The organism is Arcticibacter sp. (genome assembly GCF_045629565.1).
Taxonomy (GTDB): Bacteria; Bacteroidota; Bacteroidia; order Sphingobacteriales; family Sphingobacteriaceae; genus Arcticibacter.
The window spans coordinates 1-22,651 of record NZ_JAZQRL010000067.1; the positions used below are offsets into that span (position 1 = coordinate 1).

The 22,651-nt window shown below is 47.5% G+C and carries 20 protein-coding genes; 12 read left to right on the forward strand and 8 right to left on the reverse strand.

The window, feature by feature from the left end; translation table 11 throughout:
- Together ACKI5J_RS08510 and gnd are read left to right on the forward strand one after the other, a co-directional pair.
- On the forward strand, positions 1-2,075 hold a 2,075-nt coding region (locus ACKI5J_RS08510; RefSeq protein WP_407428487.1), incomplete at its 5' end, for an LruC domain-containing protein.
- A 105-nt stretch (positions 2,076-2,180) separates the two neighbouring features.
- Positions 2,181-3,161, forward strand: a complete 981-nt coding sequence (gnd, locus tag ACKI5J_RS08515) for a phosphogluconate dehydrogenase (NAD(+)-dependent, decarboxylating) (protein WP_407428489.1) — start codon at positions 2,181-2,183, stop codon at positions 3,159-3,161.
- 32 nt (positions 3,162-3,193) lie between these two features.
- Here gnd and ACKI5J_RS08520 read toward each other — a convergent pair whose 3' ends face one another.
- A complete protein-coding gene (locus tag ACKI5J_RS08520; RefSeq protein WP_407428491.1) occupies positions 3,194-3,997 on the reverse strand; it encodes an SDR family oxidoreductase in 804 nt (267 codons plus the stop codon).
- Positions 3,998-4,120: 123 nt separating this feature from the next.
- On the opposite strand from ACKI5J_RS08520, the gene ACKI5J_RS08525 reads away from it, so the two are divergent.
- From ACKI5J_RS08525 to ACKI5J_RS08560, 8 genes are all read left to right on the forward strand, one after another.
- Entirely contained in the window at positions 4,121-4,849 is a 729-nt protein-coding gene (locus ACKI5J_RS08525; protein WP_407428493.1) for a DUF6250 domain-containing protein, read from the forward strand.
- 149 nt (positions 4,850-4,998) lie between these two features.
- Positions 4,999-5,277 (forward strand): hypothetical protein, encoded by a 279-nt coding sequence (locus ACKI5J_RS08530; RefSeq protein ID WP_407428495.1) that lies wholly within the window; start codon positions 4,999-5,001, stop codon positions 5,275-5,277.
- 57 nt (positions 5,278-5,334) lie between these two features.
- Positions 5,335-6,333, forward strand: a complete 999-nt coding sequence (locus ACKI5J_RS08535) for an SDR family oxidoreductase (RefSeq protein WP_407428497.1) — start codon at positions 5,335-5,337, stop codon at positions 6,331-6,333.
- Positions 6,334-6,379: 46 nt separating this feature from the next.
- Positions 6,380-7,627 (forward strand): cytochrome P450, encoded by a 1,248-nt coding sequence (locus ACKI5J_RS08540; RefSeq protein ID WP_407428499.1) that lies wholly within the window; start codon positions 6,380-6,382, stop codon positions 7,625-7,627.
- Positions 7,628-7,636: 9 nt separating this feature from the next.
- Complete coding sequence (locus tag ACKI5J_RS08545) at positions 7,637-8,215, forward strand: NUDIX domain-containing protein (RefSeq protein WP_407428501.1); 579 nt, start codon at positions 7,637-7,639, stop codon at positions 8,213-8,215.
- 325 nt (positions 8,216-8,540) lie between these two features.
- Positions 8,541-9,473, forward strand: coding sequence for a hypothetical protein (locus ACKI5J_RS08550; protein WP_407428503.1), 933 nt, complete (start codon positions 8,541-8,543; stop codon positions 9,471-9,473).
- 84 nt (positions 9,474-9,557) lie between these two features.
- A complete protein-coding gene (locus tag ACKI5J_RS08555) occupies positions 9,558-10,541 on the forward strand; it encodes an alpha/beta fold hydrolase (RefSeq protein ID WP_407428505.1) in 984 nt (327 codons plus the stop codon).
- A gap of 41 nt (positions 10,542-10,582) precedes the next feature.
- Complete coding sequence (locus ACKI5J_RS08560; protein ID WP_407428507.1) at positions 10,583-11,425, forward strand: cyanophycinase; 843 nt, start codon at positions 10,583-10,585, stop codon at positions 11,423-11,425.
- A 30-nt stretch (positions 11,426-11,455) separates the two neighbouring features.
- On the opposite strand, the gene ACKI5J_RS08565 is transcribed toward ACKI5J_RS08560, so the two are convergent.
- From ACKI5J_RS08565 to ACKI5J_RS08590, 6 genes are all read right to left on the reverse strand, one after another.
- Complete coding sequence (locus ACKI5J_RS08565) at positions 11,456-12,484, reverse strand: isoaspartyl peptidase/L-asparaginase family protein (protein ID WP_407428509.1); 1,029 nt, start codon at positions 12,482-12,484, stop codon at positions 11,456-11,458.
- Position 12,485: 1 nt separating this feature from the next.
- On the reverse strand, positions 12,486-13,550 hold the full coding sequence (locus ACKI5J_RS08570; RefSeq protein WP_407428511.1) for a cyanophycinase: 1,065 nt from the start codon (positions 13,548-13,550) through the stop codon (positions 12,486-12,488).
- The gene (locus ACKI5J_RS08575) at positions 13,550-14,947 is read right to left on the reverse strand and encodes a RagB/SusD family nutrient uptake outer membrane protein (protein ID WP_407428513.1); all 1,398 of its coding nucleotides are present in this window, start codon (positions 14,945-14,947) and stop codon (positions 13,550-13,552) included. Before ACKI5J_RS08575 ends, ACKI5J_RS08570 begins: the two co-directional genes overlap by 1 nt.
- 11 nt (positions 14,948-14,958) lie before the next feature.
- The gene (locus ACKI5J_RS08580) at positions 14,959-18,318 is read right to left on the reverse strand and encodes a TonB-dependent receptor (RefSeq protein WP_407428515.1); all 3,360 of its coding nucleotides are present in this window, start codon (positions 18,316-18,318) and stop codon (positions 14,959-14,961) included.
- Positions 18,319-18,358: 40 nt separating this feature from the next.
- The gene (locus ACKI5J_RS08585) at positions 18,359-19,435 is read right to left on the reverse strand and encodes a FecR family protein (protein ID WP_407428517.1); all 1,077 of its coding nucleotides are present in this window, start codon (positions 19,433-19,435) and stop codon (positions 18,359-18,361) included.
- A gap of 106 nt (positions 19,436-19,541) precedes the next feature.
- On the reverse strand, positions 19,542-20,111 hold the full coding sequence (locus tag ACKI5J_RS08590) for an RNA polymerase sigma factor (protein WP_407428519.1): 570 nt from the start codon (positions 20,109-20,111) through the stop codon (positions 19,542-19,544).
- Between the two features lie 178 nt (positions 20,112-20,289).
- Between ACKI5J_RS08590 and ACKI5J_RS08595 the strand changes: the two genes are divergently transcribed.
- On the forward strand, positions 20,290-21,315 hold the full coding sequence (locus ACKI5J_RS08595; RefSeq protein WP_407428521.1) for an aldo/keto reductase: 1,026 nt from the start codon (positions 20,290-20,292) through the stop codon (positions 21,313-21,315).
- On the opposite strand, the gene ACKI5J_RS08600 is transcribed toward ACKI5J_RS08595, so the two are convergent.
- Positions 21,312-21,905, reverse strand: a complete 594-nt coding sequence (locus ACKI5J_RS08600; protein ID WP_407428523.1) for an START domain-containing protein — start codon at positions 21,903-21,905, stop codon at positions 21,312-21,314. The two genes, ACKI5J_RS08595 and ACKI5J_RS08600, sit on opposite strands and share 4 nt — an antisense overlap.
- A gap of 181 nt (positions 21,906-22,086) precedes the next feature.
- Here ACKI5J_RS08600 and ACKI5J_RS08605 point away from each other — a divergent pair.
- Positions 22,087-22,651 (forward strand): AAA family ATPase (locus ACKI5J_RS08605; RefSeq protein ID WP_407428525.1); only part of this gene is annotated, 565 nt, incomplete at its 3' end.

A 22,651-nucleotide genomic window follows, 5' to 3' on the forward strand; every position in this document is an offset into this window, starting at 1 on the left:
GCATGAAAATGACGTTTCTCCACTTATGTCTGACAGTGCTGGCTTTCTCGACGCTATCCTGTCAAAAAAATCAACTAACTGAATCCGGCGAACATCCCACCGGCGAGAAGGTATCGCCTGACGGATTCGATTACAGCACGACAAAAAAGGTAGCGTTGAACATCCGCCTCCTCACCAGAACGGATCAGCCTGTAAAGAATGTCCTTGTCTCTGTTTACGACCCTTCCAGAGTAGAAGCTGGCTCAGAGCTTACGAAAGTCCTCAGTGATGAAAACGGGTACGTCAAGACCACCTTAAACCTTCCGGCCTATCTGGATACCGTAGTTGTCGATCCGGCATACATCGGCCTTGCAAGAAAGGTTCGTGCCTATATAAGTGGAAGTTCAATCACCGCCGTTATCGGAGGAGCAGGTGGTATCAGCGGAAACGTTGTGCTTCGAAATAACAGCGGTTCATCAACGAGCTTAAAGGCCGGCCGCTTCAGTACTTCGTCACAAAATACCGCCTACATCTATAATCCCTCAGTTTTTGATGAGCTCGGCAGACCGCTTGACCGGGAACCTGTGGATAAGACTATTGATATGGCTGCATTGATCCAGCATCTGGGTAACACGATCCCCGAGGGAAGTTCAGTGCCGAACCTGCATCCTGAATATCTGAACACAGAAGCACCAACAAATCTGACCATCACCAAGACTTCAGATGTCTGGATTACCTTCGTACATGAAGGAGCGGACTTTCTGAATTCGCTGGGATATTATACCTATCCAACCGGACAGGAGCCAACATCTGCCAACCAAATCGACACGATCAGAGTGATACTCCCCAACGCGTCTTTGAAGGGAAGCCAGGGCGTCGGAAATATGCTCATGGGAGACAAAGTCAAAATCGGAAGATTTAAAGCCGGAACTTCTGTAGGCTTTGTGCTGATACAAAATGCATATAATACAACAGATAAGTCTATAAACTACAATGCGGCGAAATTCTATACAGACGAACGACTGAACCCTGAAGCCAGCAACAGTCTCAAAAGACATAACGTGCTGTTAAATGACGCTACTCAGCGCGTATTCCTGGTAGGTTTTGAAGATATTAACCGGACGCCAGGCTCTCACAGCGACCAGGATTTTAACGATCTTGTTTTTTACGCACAGTCTAATCCGGTAGACGCCATTTCACCGGTAGGAATTCCATTCGTGGATGAAAAAGTGACGGATACTGATGGCGACGGAGTTCCTGATCTGTACGATGAATATCCTGAGGATCCGAAGCTGGCCTATAACAGGTATTACCCAAGCAAATCGGTATGGGGCACCATCGCCTTCGAAGACATGTGGCCTGCCGAAGGAGATTACGATCTGAACGACCTGGTTATCAGTTACCAATACAAGTTTGCTATGAACGCCGCCAATAATGTAGTTCACATGAACGGCTCTTACAAGCCACTCGCCGCTGGCGCAAGTTTCAGTAATGGCTTCGGTGTACAACTTCCTCTCGCACCGAACACCGTAAAAAGCGTCAGTGGCCAGATACTCAACAACAATTATATCCGGCTGTCGGCGAATGGAACGGAAAGCAACCAGTCATCTGCTGTAATCATTCCTTTCGACTCGTATAAAAGTTTGTTCGCTTCAAATTCCGGTTTCATAAACACCGTGCAGAACACCGCCCTGGTGAAGAGTGAGACCGCGCATATCACGATAACATTCAATTCACGTTTACAGGAGGACTTTACGGCCAAAGCTCCATTTAACCCGTTTATGATCAGCAACCAGACCAGGGGCAGGGAGGTTCACCTGGTCAATCAAATGCCTACCGATCTTGCCGATAAGAGCCTGTTGTCGACACAGTCCGATAACTCCAATGTTCAGAAAAACAGCTACTATCTCACCAAAGAGAATAAGCCGTTTGCGCTGGACATCTTTGGTTCGTTCGACTACCCGGTTGAAAAAAAGGCGATATATGATGTGTATACCTATTTTTCACAATGGGCACTGTCAGGCGGTCAAAAATATGCCGATTGGTACTCCGATAAATCCGGTTACAGAAGCAAAGAATTTATTTTTTCGAAATAAGGGTAAATCAGGAACCGGTGTCTACTTCCATCCCATTTTCTAAAACAAAATATTGCTTCAGGTCTTACTAATAACAGCGATTGGGCTGATAATAAGTGACAAGAAATGAAGAAGACAACAATAGGCATCATAGGACTTGGGAAAATGGGCGGCAACATGGCCTTACAGGCGGTTGACAAGGGGTATCAGGTTATCGGTTACGATCTGAACAGCTACCAGGAGCTTCAGGATTATGGTGTCCGTCAGGTTCCCGATATGGATACCTTTGTAGCAGAACTGGCTTCTCCAAGAATCGTGTTTATTTACGTACCCGCCGGCGCAGTCATCGACCGGATCATCGAACAGCTCACTACCAGGCTTGAGGAAAACGATATTATCGTTGATGGAGGTAACTCCTATTGGGGAGATTCCGTTCGCAGGGCCAAAGAGCTCAAAGAGCACCGTATAGCGTTTGTAGACTGCGGCACCAGTGGCGGAGTCGATGGCGCCAGAAATGGTGCGTGCTTCATGGCAGGCGGCGAACCTGAAGCAATGGTTCATGTGTCTCCAATCCTGCAGGATCTGGCGGTCGACAACGGGTATGTACATACCGGAGGTCCGGGCTCCGGACATTACGTCAAGCTCGTACACAACGGAATAGAGTTCGGAATGCTTCAGTCCATCGCCGAAGGAATGGATCTCTTGTCCAGTTACCGCGAGGATCTTAACTTTTCTGAAATTCTAAAGACGTGGAATCATGGCTCCGTTATTCGTTCATGGTTAATAGAGCTTATGGCCAAATCATATGACGAGAAACAAGGGTTTGAAAGCGTACCTTCCTATATAGAAGACACCGGCGAAGTTAACTGGCTTGTTGCCGATGCTATGCGCATGGAAGTACCTGTGCCGGTAATTGCACAATCCGTCATGCAACTTTTCGCCTCACGCAACACTGAGCGGATAGCAGACAAAGCGATAGCCATGATGCGTAACGGCTTTGGTGGGCACCCCTTCGGTCCGGATGATGTTATCCGCTATGAACGAAAATACGGGAAGATTGAGAATATGGAAAGCAGCTACCTGTATAAGAAAAAGTCAGAGAAGTAAAGCGCCGACTCACTTGTAGCGACAGTCTGCATTTACCCGTTCTCCAGGAATCCCGGGTAGAGTGTCATTCCTCCATCAACATAAATCGTTGTTCCGGTAATATAGTCACTCTCATCAGAAGCCAGCCAGACCGCGGCTTTCGCTATATCCTCCGGCTGCCCGATTCGCCTGTAAGGGATGAGCTTCAGGAGTTCCGCTTTCTTTTCCTCATCTTTCCATACATCATCATTGATATCGGTAGCAATAGCTCCCGGAGAAATGCTGTTCACACGAATCTTTTTTTGCGCAACTTCCAAAGCGAGCGACTTCATGAGCATGGAAATACCACCCTTCGAAGAGGCATAATTCACATGTCCCGCCCAAGGGATAATGTCGTGCACAGAGCTGATAAAAATGACGTTCCCTTTAGACTTCGCCTCATCGCCGACATCCGGCTTTTGCTCAAAAAGCCGGATTGCTTCCCGTGCACATAGAAACTGTCCCGTCAGATTTGTTTTTATGACTCCATTCCATTCATCCAAAGTCATTTCCGAGAATGAGCTGTCTTTCTGAATTCCGGCATTGTTTATTAAAACATCAATCGACCCATACTCTTTAACGGCTTTCTCATACATACTCTTCACTTCCTCTTCACTACTTACATCAGCCTGATGAATAAAACCATCTCCGCCCGCTGCTTTGATCTTGTCGAGGGTAAATTGTGCTCCCTCTTCGTCGCTGTGATAATTGACCACCACATTTGCTCCCTGTTGACCGAATCCGATAGCGATGCCCTGGCCTATACCTGAACTGGCACCGGTAACAAGTATGGTCTTCTTCTGTTGGTTATTCTTCATATTCTGCTTTGTCGTTAGGATAGTCAACAGCCGCCAAGTTTGAATGTTCATTTATATATTAATTTCTTAGATTTAACACCTTTCATTCATCCTGGATTTTTAACAAGTTAATGCCAAAGTGATATGATCAAGCAAGTACTTTCAGTCTTTGTAGCTTTTGCCCTCACCTTCGTGGCACCGTTCGAAGCGAGCTCGGATCAAAACAACGGGACCTTGCGCGCCTTAAACAATCAGCCATCGCCACAAGGGCGGTTAATATATTCTTCTGATTTCGCGGCACTCGACCCCAAAACCTGGGTTATTGAACTGGAAACACCGGATAATTCGTCTGTATATGTCAACAACAATACGCTTGTTCTCGATACTAAAGGAGGTGTCACCGTCTGGCTGAACAAAAAGCTAAAGGGCAACCTCGTAATTGAGTACACCCGTAAAGTTGTTATAGATAACGGCAGCAATGACCGTCTTTCAGATATGAATCAGTTCTGGATGGCTACAGATCCCGCAACATCCAACTTGTTCACACGGAAAGGGAAGTTTTCAGACTATGACAATCTCAGCCTTTATTATGCAGGTATCGGCGGAAACCACAATTCAACCACCCGGTTTCGGAAATATCACAAGGGCGAGAGGATTTTGCTTAAAGAAGACAAAAGCCAGGCAAAGCTACTAAAGCCTAACCACGAATGTCAAGTCAGAACAATGATCAAAGACGGGACCTCGAGCGTATGGGTAGACGGCGTACTCTATTTCGAATACAAGGATCCCAGGGCGCTAACAGAAGGTTACTTCGGATTTCGTTCGACCTGGTCAAGACAGGAGATAAGAGACCTAAGGATTTATAAGCTGTAAGCGTGGAGGGAAATCTCTCGAAATAACCCGTAGAAAACGCATTTCCGATCGTATTCCTAACATAATAAGTACCTGATCGCCTACATTGCCCACACCATCAGCTTACCGGTGTGTTCTCCTGAAAAATTACTATTAAGGTACATCTTACTATGGAGAATTCATTGCTAATAGGGTTTAATGGTGAAAAGATACAAGTCACTATTAAGGAACTCCTTTATCAGGATAACCCGGCCTGGCAGGTCGTGCTGCCCGACGGTAAACAGTTTGTTTTGAGGGAAAGCGAGGGAAAATGGGCGTTATTAACAGAAGGTGAGGCGGATCCTGATCTTGCACAAATCGTAGGGGAAGCCATCAACCGGGCCTCCATCACCGGAAGGGGGCCTTTTGCAGGTAACGACATTCCAGCACCGCCCCCTGAACTTTTTTAAGATCAGACAATCCGGATGCAAATTTATTTGTTCAACCAAGGAACAAGCATGTCGATTATGAAAGATCACAGGAAGAAGTTGGCTGCGAGGGCACCACTAAGCCAGAAGACAGTCGTAATAGCAGGAGCATCCAGCGGAATCGGTAGGGCAACTGCACTGGAGTTTGCCAGGCGGGGAAGCAGTCTTATATTACTCGCCAGGAGGATAGATACGCTTCAGCAGGTGGCAGAACAATGCCTTGACGCAGGTGCCAGGCTGGCGCTCGCCGTTCAGGCTGATGTCACTAAACCCGAGAACTTGCGGGATGCAGTGAAGATTGCGCTCGAAGCTACAGGAAAAATCGATGTCTGGATCAATAATGCGGGCGGTGGTGCTGTGGGAACCTTCGAAGAGATACCGCTGGATGTTCATCATAAGGTGATAGAAACCAATTTATTGGGGCATATCAATGGAACGTATCATGTACTTCCCGTATTTAAACAGCAAGGTTATGGCACCCTGATCAATACCATCTCGGTAGGGGCATTTGCACCGGAGCCTTATGTCGTAGCATACTCGGCGAGTAAGTACGGTCTAAGGGGTTTTTCAGAATCATTGCGCTGCGAACTGCTGCACTGGCCGGATATTCATGTATGCGATATCTTCCCTGCCTATATCGACACACCCGGTTTTCAGCATGCTGCAAATTACACCGGCAAGAAGATCAAGCCCGTTCCGCCCGTTTTTGAGGCCAGAAGGGTGGCCAAAGCCATGGTCAGACTAGCCAGGCGTCCTAAAGACGCAGTAAATATCGGTGAAACGGCTGGGCTGTATAAAGCTGCAAACGCGATCGCTCCGGCACTTTTCAGACGTGTTGTAACCGGCATAATGGACAACTATTTCCACAGAGCTAAGCCAGCGTCTATCGGTACGGGACACCTTTTTAAATCGGGAGAAAATGGAACCGGAATCTCCGGCGGATGGTTGCAGGAAACCAGCCCCGCAAAGAAGTCCCTGCTGTTTACGGCTGTTGCTGCGGGCTTAGGAGTGGGGTTTCTTCTCTTCAATAGACGATGAGATATCCAGCCAACTCGTTTCATCCATTCATCATACCAAAAAAGCAATGCACCAGATACCTAAAGAAAATATACTGGCAGGAGGCCTCGGACTGATTAAAGAGGGCTTCCCATTCATCATGAACAGACGGAATAAATTTAAGTCTGACATCTTTAAGATGAGCATCCCTGGATTCCATGTGATCTGTTTCGGAGGCGAAGACGCTGCACGAACATTTTATGATGCTGAGAAGTTCATACGCAAAGGCGCTGTGCCGCCACCGATTCAGAAAACACTTACAGGAGAGCAAGCGATCCACACGAAAGACGCCCAGGAGCATCATCACCGGAAAGCGATGTTCATGTCATTGCTAACGGACTCCAATATTGACAAGTTGCAGGATCTGGTAAGGGAAGAACTTGAAAAAGCCGTTCTTGTATGGCAAAGTATTCCGAGGATCGTTCTGTTTCGCGAATCAGCGGAAATCCTGTCAAAGGCAATATGCCGTTGGGCGGGTGTACCAGCAAGCGACGAACAGGCGGTTCACGCAGCGCGGAGCTTTGTGTCGATGGTTGACGCTTTCGGATCCCTGGGCTCCAGGAACTTCCGGGGTAGAAAAGCTCGAAAAGATATGGAGCAATGGATTTCCAGACTGATCAACGATGTCAGAAGTGGCAAGCTCGATGGGGATCGGCAATCCGCCCTTTATGTCTGCGCTCACTACCGTGATATGAAAGGAAATCTCCTCGATTTAAAAATGGCGGCAATCGAACTGCTGAATATCCTGCGTCCAACAGTTGCCATCGCCTGGTACGTTACTTTTGCCGCACTGGCACTTGAGCACTACCCGGATTGTAAACCAAAGATGGAGCAGGAGGATGACCAGTACATTTTGCAATTTATCAATGAGGTCAGGAGGTTTTATCCTTTCGCCCCATTTATGGGGGCGATAGTAAAGAAAGACTTTCAATGGCATCAATATCGTTTTGGCAAAGGCTCACTTGTATTGCTGGATATGTATGGCACGAATCACGATGCCAGACTGTGGGATCATCCTTTTACATTTAATCCTGATCGTTTTAATCATCGGCTGATCCGACCGTTCGATTTTCTTGCTCAGGGGGGAGGCGACCCGCGCAACGGGCACCGCTGTCCGGGTGAGCTGATTACCGTTCAAACACTCAGGACATTCCTCGTTTTCCTTACGCGGGATGTGAATTATCAGGTTCCGCAACAGGATTTGTCTTACAGTCTTGCCAGAATGCCTACGCTGCCGCATTCCGGTTTTATCATGGAAAATGTCTTACCAAAGTAAATAAACAAGATGATGTCTGATATCAAAATTATTCAAGAAGAAACGCTATCGGATAGAAAGTATCCGCTTAAATCATATACTTTTCAAAGAACAGGCAGTAAAGGGCAGCTTCTGAAGAAGAAAAACGAAGTCTACTTTCGTCCGGATGCTGTGACTGTCCTGCTCGTAGACAGCGTGAACAAGAAGTTTCTGCTCACCAGACAGTTTAGACTACCCACGTATCTGAATGGGAGCGAAACCGGCTATCTCGTAGAGGCTTGCGCCGGACTCATTGACGAAGGGGAATCGCCCGAAGAAACGGCTCACAGGGAAGTTAAAGAAGAAACCGGATATCCTATCCGTGATCTTAAAAAGGTCGCCAGCGTGTATACATCCGCTGGTGGAATCACTGAATTCCAGCGGCTGTACCTGGCCACCTATGATAGCAATGGTGAGCATAGCGAAGGCGGTGGGCTTGAAGAGGAGGGTGAGGATATAGAGCTCGTGGAGATCAGCTTTGATGAAGCGCGTGATACCTTACAGAAAGGGGAGTTCGCAGACGCGAAGACTATCATGTTGCTCCAACATTACTTTCTTAATTACCAATGATCTGACAAGATTGATATAAAGCGCATAACAACGCCACTTCCTGCCGTGATAAGTCCGACTATAGTACTTATAAGTCGGACTTATCACCCCTTTTGCTCAGCTGAAAACCGGGGAAATTGCGAGGATGGCCGGATCGATAGGAGATCCGTTTTGGTACAAAATTTTAAAAAACACCTAAAATTTTGTCGTTTTTGGACCAACAAAGCGTAGTCTGTTTCCACGTGCGTATCTTGCCTTTTTAAATTATCAGACAATGGCAAAAGTAAACAGCAAAGGGATGGTCAGCGGAACGGCCGGCCCGGTGGTCTACCGCAATTACCGCGGGATGAACATTATCCAGGGGAGACCCAAAAAATTCAAACAGACGGCAGAGAGCATGAAGTCAGCCACGGAGTTCGGGTTGTCTAGCTCTACGGCCGGCGTGATCCGCTCGGCATTTGAGCCGGCTTACCTGTACCGTGACGGAACGGCTGCAGCCCGTTGCACCCAGGCCGTGTACCGCAGCATCCGGGGCAGCCTGACCGGTTTCAAGGGGCAGCGGGACCTGCATGACGGGGATTTGAGCTGGCTGAGGGGGATGGAGTTCAACATTAAAAGTAAGCTCAGCGAGGTGTTGCAGGTTAATCATCAGGTGAGTCGCAACGAGCAGGGCCAGATCGTGGTGTCGCTGGGGGCTATAGCGGCGAAAACTGCTATCCGTCTTCCTGCCTGGTTGCAGCAGCAGGCCAGCCGGTACCGCATCCGCTTCAGTTTGATAGGCTTTAACTTCCGCAGGGAATACTATGAATACCTGGAATTCAGGGATGTGGAGATTTCCAGGCATGAAACGATAGAGGCGCAGCAGATGGTGTTTCAAACGGAGCTACCCAAGGATCAGATCCTGCTGCTGAGTATGACGCTCATGGCCTATAAGGGCATGTTGGCGGATCAGGAAAGTGCGTTGCTGAACTCCCGGGAATTCAGTCCCAGCGCGCTGATCGCCGCATTTGCGGCGGAAGAAGCGGCGGAATTTCCCGGCGAGCCGATGGACCAGGCACTGACGGGAATACCTGAGTTGCGGTGGCCGAATGTGGTACTTATTGGTTATGAAGGAAACAGACTGATTCGTGAGCTGGGGAAAAAGATCAGGAGCAAGGCGAAAACGGGCGTTCCGGAGAGCAGTGCGCAGGGTAACCGGAAGAGCATCCCGAAGATCAGGCCGGATAGCGGATCACCGGAAGATTTAACAGGAAAGCGCGTGTCCTTCGGCAAGCGGTGACTATTTCTGATAGTAGTCGAAAAGGGGGAACAAACAATAGCGCGTGAGTGGGTGTTTGAATGAAAGCTTACATGCAATCACTCAATGAACCGTTCACTTAAAACATTCGGACTCGTATCCGCAGGGCTGATACTGGCATTTGGAAGGTACCCGGTTTCCTGGCTCGTATCTTCCAAGAACAGACTGGCTGCCCCAAAACGATTAAAATCAATAGATCAGCGATATATAAGGAGCTCCACAGGAAATACGCTTTATGTAGAAATCGAAGGCCCGGAAAGTGCACAGCCATTGGTTCTACTCCACGGGCTCAACGGAAGCCGCGAACAATGGTTCTACCAGCGGTCCATGCTGCGCGGCAATTACCGGCTGATCATCGTCGATCTGCCTGGACATGGAAAGTCACCTGCTCCAGTAAGTCTTGCTGTAAAGGATCTAGCCAGGGATTTAGCAGCGATCGTCTCCGAGCTGTCTCTCATAAAGCCGGTTTTGTATGGTCACAGCCTGGGAGCAATGACCGCTATGGAATATTGCAGTACATATCCGAATGACGTAAAGGCGGCGATTCTACAGCATTGCAGCTATACCAACCCTTATACCACCTGTCAGGCATCATGGCTTGTTGAGTATTTGCAAGAGCCCGTGATACGTCCTTATTTAGAATATTCAAAGAAACATCCGTTGTTATTCCGTTTGTTAACGCGCCTTAACTACATGAACGGGTTAAGTATACTGTTTCATCGCTACATATTCTTTAAAGGAGAGCAAAGTGCTTCGCAGCTGAGGTTCATTTCCCGTATCGCGGCATTCTGTCCGCCCGAAGTTACTGCAGAGGGACTTCTCAGATGCATGGACTTTGAGATGTCAGCCCGCTTAAAGAAGATAACAGCACCTTGTCTGGTGATCGGAGCGGCAGATGACAGGCTAACACGAGCATACGCCGGTAAGCATATTGCTAAAAACGTAAAGCGGGGTGAATATGCACTGGTTGAAGGAGGTCATCTTAGTTTAATGGAGCATGCAGATAAGGTTAACGATTTAGTAGCAGGCTTTTTGGCAAGGAATAGGTAGCTAAAATAGCCGTATTTTGCATGTTTTTATTACTTTTAAGCATGAAATACGCTCTTTCTCTTGCACTATCTTTATCGCTGATTTTCTCTTCTGCATTTGCGCAACAAACCCCTAAAGGAAAGCTGTTTATCATCGGAGGCGGAAGCCGGTCAAAGGAGCTGATTAAAAAGCTCGTTGAAACGGCGGAGCTGAAAAACAGGGATTATATCGTCGTACTACCGATGGCCAGTGAGCTTCCGGTAGAGTCTTTTCAAGGCATCGCTAAACAAATCGCTGAGGTTATTCCGAATAAGATCACCTCATTCAATTTTAGCAAGGTAACGGTTGCTAATAAAAAATGGGTAGATTCATTGCGGAACGCCCGATTGATCTACATAGCAGGAGGGAGCCAGGACCGGTTTATGGACATAGTAAGGAATACCCCGGTCTACGACGCGATCCATGCCGCTTACCGGAGCGGATCAACTGTAGCGGGTACCAGCGCCGGAGCGGCCGTGATGAGTAAGGCCATGATCACCGGTCAGCAACTTGCGGGTGATACCACTTACAAGGAAACATTTGACAAATTATGGGATAAGAACATCGAGTTCAAAGAAGGTCTTGGCTTGATTGATTCGGTGATTATCGATCAGCATTTTCTAAAGCGCAGCCGGCATAACAGGCTTATTTCTGCTTTGGCGGCCCATCCGGATTATATGTGTATCGGGATCGATGAGAGTACGGCGATAATTGTGAGAGGGAAGAACCTGGAAGTTACGGGTGAAAGTCAGGTGATGACTATCTCTGAACCAAGGGGTTTGAAGATCAATCCGAAAGGTTTGATAGAGATGGAAGACCTTCATTTCGGATTATATACGGATGGAAGGAAATTCACTATCCGATAAAGGAAAAAGGAGCTCAGTGGCTCCTTTTTATTATTTATAAATTTCAACGGTAATCTTTCCGTCCTCCGTCACCATTCCCCGGTACATCCCTTCCGTGTTGAAAGGGGTCGCTACATGGCCTTTTCGGTCGAGCGCGATTACGCCGCCATCACCACCGAGCTTGCCGACTTTATCCATCACTAATTTGGAAGCTTCAGCAACGCTCAGGCCTTTATATTCCATTAACGCTGAAATATCATGAGCCACCACACTGCGGATATAGAATTCACCCCAGCCAGTGCAGGAGATACCCGCTGTAGCGTTGTTGGCGTAAGTTCCCGCACCAATAATAGGTGAGTCGCCAACGCGGCCATACTTTTTGTTGGTCATACCGCCGGTGGAAGTTCCGGCAGCAAGGTTGCCATCCTTGTCGAGCGCTACGGCACCCACTGTGCCGAACTTATTATCGCGGTTCTTTATGCCCTTTAGCATCGCCTTCTTGTTACCGTGATCGAGAACGCTCTTAGTAGAATCTTCTTCTATCGCTTTCTGAAGTCCCTGCCAGCGCTCTTCGGTACGGAAGTATGAAGGATCAACCAGCGTGAGTCCGGCTTCTTTTGCGAAGGCCTCAGCGCCCTGACCGACCATCATCACATGCTCCGATTTCTCCATAACCGCCCGGGCGGCACTGATAGGATTACGGATGGTGGTAACTCCGGCAACGGCACCCGCTTCGAGTGTCTTTCCGTTCATAATGGAAGCGTCCATTTCGTTTCGGCCGTCGTGTGTAAATACAGCTCCTTTTCCGGCGTTAAAAAGCGGGGAATCTTCCAGTACGTGGATCGCTGCCTCTACCGCATCAAGGCTGGGCTTGCCAGATTGGATGACGCTATATCCGCGCTGCAAGGCGGTAGTAAGAGCTGCACGGTAAGCTTTCTCCTTTTCGGCCGTCATACTTGACTTGAGTATAGTTCCTGCACCTCCATGGATGACCATTACATATTTTTGAGCAAATACACCGCTCAAACATGCGCTGGTAAAAACGACGACCAGGCCCGTTTTTACTTTCTTAAAATTCATCTTATTCATTCATATTTAATTTTCCGTGTTCAGCCCACCACCACTGCCAGGTTCCGCCTTTTGCCGCAGACTCAGCATACGTGCTTAGGTCAAAGCTTCCACTACCTTCGTCCGATCCTGTGATGGTATAGACCCTTACAGCCGTTTGTTTCCAGTTCCAGTCTAAGGCTTGTCCGCTTTCACAAACTTCCGGATTTTTATTTTGATCAGTCATCAGAAAGAAGGCCTTGCCTTTGCCGTAGACAGTAGCTTTACCGTCTGATGCTATACATACCGCTGTTTTTTCGTCGGCTGCAACACCCTTTGCCTGGATACCTTTATCTTTCAGCATCCTTGCAAGAAAGGCAAGGTGTCTTCCTTGCCGGCCTCTCGCTACATAATGCTGATCCGTCAATACCTCCTTCATAAACGGGGCCTTAAGAAAGTCATTGGCATATAGCGTCACATTAGGATGATAGGGGTTGGAAAGCGCTTCATCGGAAACCACGCTGCCATTTTCGCCGCTGTAATAAAGCTCACCGAGGATCGCACAACCCGCGCTTGTACCGCCTACAGGCGCTTTTTTTACGTTCAGCAAGTAGTTGATGGCATCCATGGTTTTAGTATTTTTCCAATACTTCATGTAATTGGATTGGTCGCCGCCTGCAATGAACAGCATCTCCGCATTTTTGATAATGGTAGCTACCCGCTCGTCATCTGCCAGTGTTCTTGAATCGATCTTAAGCGTCTCAACGGAGTTTACCTTTCCAAGCCGGCTGATATACGGGTTGTATGCATCGGCGCCTGAAGCGCGGATAATGACAACGTCACCGCCGCCGCTTCTGTCGATCATCCATCTGAAGGCTGCATCGACGTCCGTCCCACCTCCCATCAGGACTAAGCCGCCGCTAACCGGCGTAACGACGTCGGTGCTATCGCCCACAAAGCCAAGGGAGCCCGGCCGCGCGGCGGCCGGGTCTGGGTTGAGAGCATGCTCCTTCTGTGGCTTAGTACCCTTCGGGTCTTTTGTACATCCTGCTGCCGAATAGCAGAGGACAAATAGCATCGCCGCCAGTGAGTATCTCATTAGTAATTAGGGTTTTGTTCCATGTTTCGGTTTACTGAAATCTCTCTTGCAGGGATCGGGAAGGCATACTGTGCCTGAGTCGGCTCCAGCTTTACTGCACCCACCGCGTTGACAGCATCTTCCGGCAAACGTTCTACCGGCAGGTTTCTACGTCTGAGATCAAAGAAACGGTGACCTTCAAAGGCGAGCTCTTTGAACCGCTCCTGATAGATAGCGGTTATAAGGGCTTCTTTGCTGTTAAATGTTTCAGCAGCATAGTTCTGTATACGCGCTGAACGGAGTGTATGTAGGTCTGCGCTTCCAGCTGCGGGAGCGAGTTCCGCTTCTGCTTCTGACTTGATCAGGTACATCTCCGCAGTTCGGAACAGCTTCACATCTGCACGGCCAGGAGCTGTGGCGTCGCCGCCGATATACTTATTAACGAGATAAGCAGACTTGCCTGCGCCTCTGTTAGGGTAGTAGGATATATAAGCACTGTAGCGGATGTCATTTGCCGGGTCGAAACTATTGATCAGTTCAAAGGACGGAGCGTAAAGAACAATTCCACCGGTTTCACGGAAGAAGAAGGCGCCGATCCGGGAGTCGGCACCCACTCTTTTCAGTTTCCAGATCACTTCTGCATCACTTTGGTCGGTCCAGATCTGCGGAAATTGAGTCCTGCTGGCTAATGGAACCGCATTGATTACTTCAGTGGAATAGCTGACCGCGTCTGCCCAGTTGCGTTCGTACAGGGCTGTCCTGGCCTGAATGGCGGCCACTGCGATTCTGGTGATACGGGTGCGGTCGGTGAAAGACGCCGGGATCAGGTTTTTCGCTTCGAGCAAATCAGCTTTTATATTCGATATAACGGCTTCAAAGTTGTCTCTTGCAGGATAGCTGATGACAGAGGCTTTCATATAGGGAACACCTAAAGCGCCGTTATCATATGAGGAGGCGTAGGCCCGAAGTAATTCCAGATGACAATAGGCCCGAAGGGCAAGCAGCTCTCCCTGATATCGCTGTTTAAGCGCCAGGTCGGCGCCGACGGCCTCAACATTCGGTATGGCCGCCAGGACGCGGTTAAGACGATCAAGGGTAATATAGTAGTCATTAAAAGCAGAAGTTACTGACCCACTGCCTGAATTATAGAGCCAGCGATATGCTTCGGTATTGCTGACGGTGTTCTCGTCGGGTACGGTAATTTCATCAGAGACGATGGCATTGCTGCCCATCAGTGAATAATCCAAATAGGCATAGGCCCCTAACAGGCCGAGGTCAAGATCCTTCACGTTACGGAAGGCTCTCGATGGATCAATAGTGTCCGTCGGTTGGACATCGTCAAGCTGTTTACATGAGCTGAAGGTTACCAGCAGCACGCCAAGCAGGGATATATATTTACGGGTTGATTTAAGTATCATGACTGTACTGATTAAAAGTTAACATTAAGACCTGCCGTATAGGTTTTTGCTGCGGGGTACTGGAAACGTCCGTAAACATTGTTGTTCTCAGGATCCAGTCCGCGCCATTTTGTCCAGGTAAACAAGTTCTGACCTTGAACAAAGACTTTCACACCTTTGATCACTTTCAAGCGCTCGGTGACATTTGCCGGAACAGAGTATCCGAGGGTGACATTTCTGAGTCGAAGGAACGATGCATCCTGGATGTCTTTGGAACTGAACTGACGTCTGATGTCTATTCGCTGTAGCGTAGCAATATCACCAGGCTTTTTCCAACGATCTTCGAGCATACGGATGGACTGGTTACTGGTCATGTAACGATCGTTTTCATTGTAAAGGTCTTCATTGTTCCAGCGTTTAACACCAGAAACAAAAGAGAAAAGAGCACTTGCGCTGAATGATTTGTATTGCACCCCTGTGTTGAAGCCTCCGGTTAGTTTTGGATACAGACTGCCCGATTCGGTAACAGCCAGTGCATCAAAGTCGTAAACCGTGGTGATCTTACCATCCTTATCATAGTACTGTGCGTCGCCATTTTCAGGATTTACGCCCGCCCAGTTAGGCGCATAATAAGTTCCTAGTGGGTATCCAACTTTCCAGATACGCGTATCTCCATCGGGTATCTCATCCAGATCGTCTGTGAGACGCAGAATTTCATTTTTGTTATAAGCAAAGTTTAAGCCTAAATTCCAGGTAAAATCCTTTGTTTTGATGACGTCACCCTGGATGTCTGCTTCCACGCCCCGATTTCTCATCTTACCGCTGCTCAGGGAAAGGACTTCAAAACCAGAGGTTATTGAAGGTGGTTGATCGATAAACATATTGGTGGTAATCTTATTGTAGTAATCAGCTGCAATACGTAGTCTGCCTTGTCTGAATAAGGCGATGTCAAAGCCGGTATTGAACTCGTTGACATATTCCCAGTCGAAATCAGCGTTACCTGCAGCAACCGGTCTCATGGCACTAGCGCCCCCGTAACTCGTATTGACCGAATAAGTGGCTAAATAGTCGAAGTTTCCGCCAAAGGGACTTGCCGTACTTCCATAACTGGCACGGAAACGGAGCTCTGGAATAAAATCGAGGTTCTTTAACATGTTCTCTTCTTTGGCATTCCAGTTCGCTCCCAAGGAATAGAACCCATGCCAGCGGTTTTTAGGTGCGACTCTTGTTGAGCCGTCGTAACGGTAACTACCTGTCAGGGTATACTTACCATTGTATGTATAGCGTCCTACACCCATATAGGAGAGCAGGGCAGCACTGGTTCGGCCACCGCCAATACCAGGGAGGAATGCAGTAGAAACCGTTATTCCCGCGGGTGTTTCGGGAAGACGTGCGTCTAATCCGTATCCGTTATAGTTAAAGGAGCGGTAGTTTTCGTAAACATACTCCAAAAATGCGGATGCCTCGATGTCATGCACGCTGTTGAAGGTTTTGGCATAGGTTAGCCCAGACGTGGACATGATGCTGAAGTTCCTTCTGCTACCTTCACCAAACTTTCCGCGGCCTCCTACCGTATTTGAATTGCTTCTGGATCCATAATAAGAGTCGGGGTTGATATAGATCTGGTCGGTGGAGTTTCGGTAGTCAATTCCGGTCCGCGTTGTCAACTTTAGTTCAGGCATGATCTGATATCCCAGGGATATCCCGGTAACCGTCTTAAACTGATCCGTTTTATCAGACGAATTCAGCAGGCGCTCCAGTCCCTGACTTCCTTCACGCTGATCCAGGATATCGGGTGTTCTGTTTCCCGGGTGAATGAGTGTTCCGTCAGGTGCGTATGGATATTCGTATGGTAGCGCGTAATATACGGACGCCATAGACGCTCCAACAGACGTACTTTCAACACCCTCAGTAAAGCTCGACGACGAGTAACCGAGAGAGAGGTTGACATTTCCGCTGAACTTACCTGAGCTGAAGTCCACATTGCTGCGAAGGTTATAGCGCTCCATCCCTGTACGTTTGGCGATACCATCCTGTTTGTAGTAGTTCAGCGAGTTATAGAAGCGGACATTTTCATTACCACCGCTCGCACTTACCTGCTGCTCCATGAACTGGCTTTGCTGAAAAAAGAGGTCTCTCCAATCTGTGTTGATGCTGCGAAGACTATCGAGGATCTGATCTGCCCGTCGCTGCTGCTCAGGGGTCTTGGTTGCGTAAGAAGGGTTCCTGGGAGAGTATACCCATCCCGGCCCAATATTTCTGCCTATCTCCAGGCCTACTTCTTCCTCAAAGCGGAGCCGCTGCTCGGTATTCATCATGGTGAATCCTGGCTTGGTGAGGTCAGACTGGCCGTATTGTGATTTATAATCTACCTGCATCTTTCCCGACTTACCTTTCTTTGTCGTGATTACGATAACACCGTTCGACCCCCGGGAGCCGTACAGTGCTTTAGCTGAGGCATCTTTCAGTACGGTTACGCTTGCGATATCATCGGGATTGAGGGTTTGAAAGTAAGAAGACTCAATTTGTATACCGTCCATCACGTAAAGTGGTGCACGAGAACCGCTGATACTGTTTATCCCCCGTATGGTAACGCTTGCGCTGGTTCCGGGCTGCCCGGAACTGGCGATTACGGACATTCCGGGGACGCGTCCTTGCAGGATCTGATCTATTGAGCCCATAGGCACCTGACCAATTTTATCGGATGTGACTACAGATGCAGCGTTTGCAGATTGTGCACGTGAATAATTGGTATAACCGGTAACGGTAACTTCTTCAAGTGTGCGGTTGTCTTCAAGAAGTGTGATGTTCAGGTCTCCACTCCCGGTAAGGGATACTGTTTGAGAGGCAAAGCCGATAAACGCGAACTCCAGAGCGGTTGCGCCGTCGGGTACGGTAAGCGTGTAACGACCCTGAATGTCTGTAGATGTGCCGATCGTGAGACCTTTTACCCGTACCGATACGCCGGGTAGAGGATTTCCCTGCGCATCAGTTACTTTCCCTCTGACAGGAATATCCGCCTGAGCTTCAGACCTGAAAATAATAACGAGCCCGTCTTCCTTAACCGAATAGCTGAGACCGCTTCCTTTTAACACCTTTGTCATCGTTTCTTCGAGGGTTGCGTCGCTGACCTCTACAGTTACTGGTTTATTATCAGGAAGAACGCTGTTATTGTAGACGAAGCGGTACTTGCTTTGTTTCTCTACTTCCTTCAACAGATGTTTAATGCCAACCTTTTGAAAGTTTGCGGTGATACGGTTTTGAGCATAAGTCGATGCAGTGACCTGAATGCACATGAAAAGTAAGAGGAAAGGGGTCAGCTTCATGGTGCGGATAATTTGCCGGACGAACATATTTTCGCCAGGAGGAACTGTAAGTAGAGGTTTTCTCATAATTGTGATTTGATTCGTTGATGAAGATGTTTCGATGATGCTATTTACTGATTATGATTTTTTCGTTTTCATGCTTTATCTTAAACGGAAAAGATAGCTGTAATGCCTCGAGCGCCCGAATGACGGTCTCGCTTTCGAATGTTCCGGAGTATCGGTAGGATTTCGGTTCATCGTCATCAAATCCTATCTCTATCCCATACCATTTTTCCAGTCTGTGGGCGATATCTTCCAAACGCTCATTGTTGAGTTCAAGCCTGTTACGAAGCCATGCTGTTTCTTTTAGTCCTGCGTTCAGCTCGCTTGTGGAAACAACGGTAGCCTTAAGTGATACGTCTGTCAAAGCCGCGTTATTCGCGGAGCGTTTGGTAACAAACTTATCATTCGGCTTAAGGATGTATTTGCGGGCGGGATCTGCATTTACTGTGACTTCCACCTTTCCCTTTAAAAGAACCGTCTCTGTTCCGGCCTTTGCCTGTGGGTATGCGCTGAGATGGAAAGTTGTACCGAGCACCTTAACTGTCACCTCATTGGTATGTACAAAAAAAGGATGGTCAGCATCATGACTGACCTCAAAAAGACCTTCGCCGCTTAGAGTAAGTTCTCTTTTGATTCTGGAGAATTCAGGATCAAGGGTGATGTTACTGTTCTTATTCAGGGTAACCATAGAGCCATCAGGCAGCAACACTGTTTTCCGCCCAGATGCAGTACTTGAATATTCCAAGTGCCTGGATCCATCAGAAAATATCAACTGGGGATTTTTGGAGTAAAGGAAATAACCGATTACTGCAGCTGCAAGACAGGCAGCAAGAGCTGTCAGGTATGTTTTGGGGGATATGAAATTTTTACGGGCGGGTGGAGTGCTTTCCAGGCTCGCCTCCAGGAGGTTTCGCTGTCGCAACCCTCTTTTAAGATGATAGAGTTGTTCCAGACGGTTGCCTTGACCAGCACTTAGAAACAGGACAAGCTGCTTGGCGCCGAGGATCAGATCAGTTTTCTCAGGATGCTGGTTAAGCCAGGTTGTCCAGAAGGCAACGGAGGAATCATTCTCCTCACGGCAGTATTGCTGAAAGCTATGGTCACAAGCGAAGTCTTCTGTGTCGTAATCTTCGATCTTCATTCTGAGTCTTTTATCGACAGACGGAGAAACATGCAAACTTTCCCTGATTTATTTTACTTTTTTTTGTGATGAGAAGTTTGGGAACGACGGAACGCCGTTTTGATTGCTATTTTTCTCTTATAGGAGAGCTAAGAGCTTTTTTTAGGCTCTTAATCGCATCGTATATCACGTTATAGCACGTTTTTACACTTTGAGTATGCTTTTCTGCAATTTCATCATACGTGAGCCCTTCAAAAAACTTGAGTTTGACAAATTCTTTTTGTTTTGGGCTTAGCTTTGTAAGTGCTGTGTGTAAGCGTCGATTCATTTCCTGATCACCCTGGTCGCGGATGAGGATTTCTTCGTAAGACGTGACATTCTGTTCATCCTCGGTGATCATCCTGCCGACTGCCGTGTCTATTTTAGACTGATAAGCGATCTGATCAAGAATAATTCTTCGGAGTGTGGTAAACAGATACGACTGCACTTGATGTACCGGCTGAAGCTTTTGCCTTCGGTCCCAGAGATGAAGAAACAGTTGGTTGACGCAATCGAATACGAGCTCGTTATCATTGCACATCTTCATGCCAAACCGAAGCAGATGAAAATAGGTAGCGTTGTAAAGATCAAAGAGGCACTGCTTATCTCCGTCCAGCAGACCATTCCAAAGTACTCTATTCTCCTCTTCCAGTGACATTCAAGATTAAAAATAAACCTATTTGCTGAAATTCCAAGCCTTTTCATTGAATAGAATGCTTTTTAGTGATTATTCGAGTGTTTTTAATGCCCTCTTGGGAAATTTCACACTTTTTAAAAAAAATAATGGAGCTCTGTAACATTCGCAACGTCAGCGTGTTCAAACCTAAAAGAGACAAATGAAATATAAGCTATTAGGGAACACCGGTCTTAAAGTTTCTGAACTGTGTTTAGGAACCATGACATTCGGAGGAAAAGGCTATTTTTCTGCAGTAGGAAGCCTTCAGCAGGAGACAGTTGACGAAATTGTGAAGACTTCAGTAGATGCCGGTATCAACTTTATCGATACTGCTAACGTCTACTCAGAAGGATGGTCAGAAGAGCTGACTGGGCAGGCCATACTAAACCTTGGTTTAAAGCGGGATGATCTGATCATCGCGACTAAAGTCCGCGGAAAAATGGGCGAGGGGCCGAATGACAGCGGTCTCACGAGAAAACATATCATGCAACAAGTGGACCTGAGTTTGAAGCGTCTGAAAACCGACTACATCGATCTTTACCAGATTCATAGCTACGATCCGCTCACACCATTGGAAGATACGATGGAGACACTGAACGACATTGTCAAGAGTGGCAAGGTACGGTATCTCGGAGCCAGCAACATGGCGGCATGGCAACTAATGAAAGCCCTGGCTCACTCGAAATACAGCCGACTTGCCCGTTTTGTGTCCCTGCAGGCATACTATACGATTGCCGGACGAGATCTGGAAAGAGAACTCATCCCCCTGCTGAATGATCAGCAGTTAGGATTGTTGATCTGGAGTCCTTTGGCAGGCGGCCTTCTCAGCGGAAAATACAGCAGAGCGGGGGAAAGTCAGGCAGGAGTAAGGAGGGCGAACTTTGATTTTCCTCCGGTTAACAAAGAGAGAGCATTTAACATATTGGACATATTACACCCGATGGCCGAAACAAAGGGGTGCTCGGTTGCCCAGCTGGCACTCGCCTGGTTGCTTCATCAGTCTGCCGTAACAAGTGTAATAATCGGAGCTAATAAGCTGGAACAACTACATGATAATCTCAAATCTATTCATGTAACACTCACAGATGAAGATCTGATACGGTTAAATGAGGTGAGCACGTTGCCGCAAGAGTATCCAGGCTGGATGTTGGAACGGACGGGACTGGACCGAAAGACTGACGCTTAATTTTTGATATATGCTAACTGTGCGTTTCGGTATTTCTGCTTCTTGAGCTCGACCTTCATTTGCCTGAATATATCCAGGGGGCCCTGGGTTGCGAACATATTGATGAGCCATGCCGGAATATTGCCCCCCGGATCAACGTGAAGGGAATACTCTACTTGCAGGTAGTTTCCGGGCTGTGGCGTCAGGATCCATCTTCCCTTCGAGTCGTTGACCCTAACAACTCCTTTTGCAACTGGAACCATTCCCTTTACGGATGGACCATCAATAGTGACAACTTGAGTATGAGGATGTTGGGTAACTGTCAGGTGCGCTACGAAATCACGGTTCTCTGCGGGCCAGGGCAGACTTACTTCTGAGTAATAGTAGATTTCAGCTGGCGATACCCGGCGAATCAATTTACAGGATTTGGTATGATAAATCCAATCAGGCGCTGACTCTACATCCATTAGCAAGGCGACTACCTGCGATGCCTTGGCCTCTAAGAGGCTCTGTACTTTAATTGCTTTGATTTTGGAAGTCGAGACGGTACTTGTATAAACTTTAACTTCTTCTTTTTCAACCACCAACTGCCAATTGTTCTGTGCGTACATGGAATTATAGTTTGCGGTTAACAGAAGAAAAGCTAAAAGTGTGCGGTATATGTGCATATGGTGGACCGAAAGCTGGTAAATGTATGGAGATTCAATAACGGTTTGCCAGGTAATAAGAAGTTTTACGTTAAGCCAACATTATATAAGTTTGGCAAATTCAAACTAACTCTTAAATTAGACTATGATATCCAGGGGTTATTTAAAGGCTGTTAATGTAGATTTCACCAAGATAGATCCTCATGCTCGTTCGGAATATCCCTATAATCTGAACTTTATAAGATCCCTGGCAAATCTTAAACTTCACAGGAGTGTGACCTACTTTGTTGGTGAAAATGGCGTTGGTAAATCTACACTTTTGGAAGCCATCGCAATTGCAAGTGGCTTTAATCCTGAAGGGGGTACAAGGAATTTTAACTTTTCCACCAGGGCCTCTCATTCGGATCTGTACGCAGCATTGAAGATCTCAAGAGGTATTGATTCGCTTAAAGATGGGTTTTTTTTACGGAGTGAAAGTTTTTTTAATCTGGCCTCCGAAATTGAAAAACTGGATAATGAAGGAGGGGCAGGCGGAAGAATAATCGATTCTTACGGAGGAAGGTCATTGCATGACCAATCGCACGGCGAGTCCTTTTGGGCGCTTTTTATGGAACGTTTTTATGGCAATGGCTTGTATATCCTGGACGAACCTGAAGCGGCACTTTCTCCAACAAGACAGATGGCTGCACTTGTCCGTATGGACGAGCTCA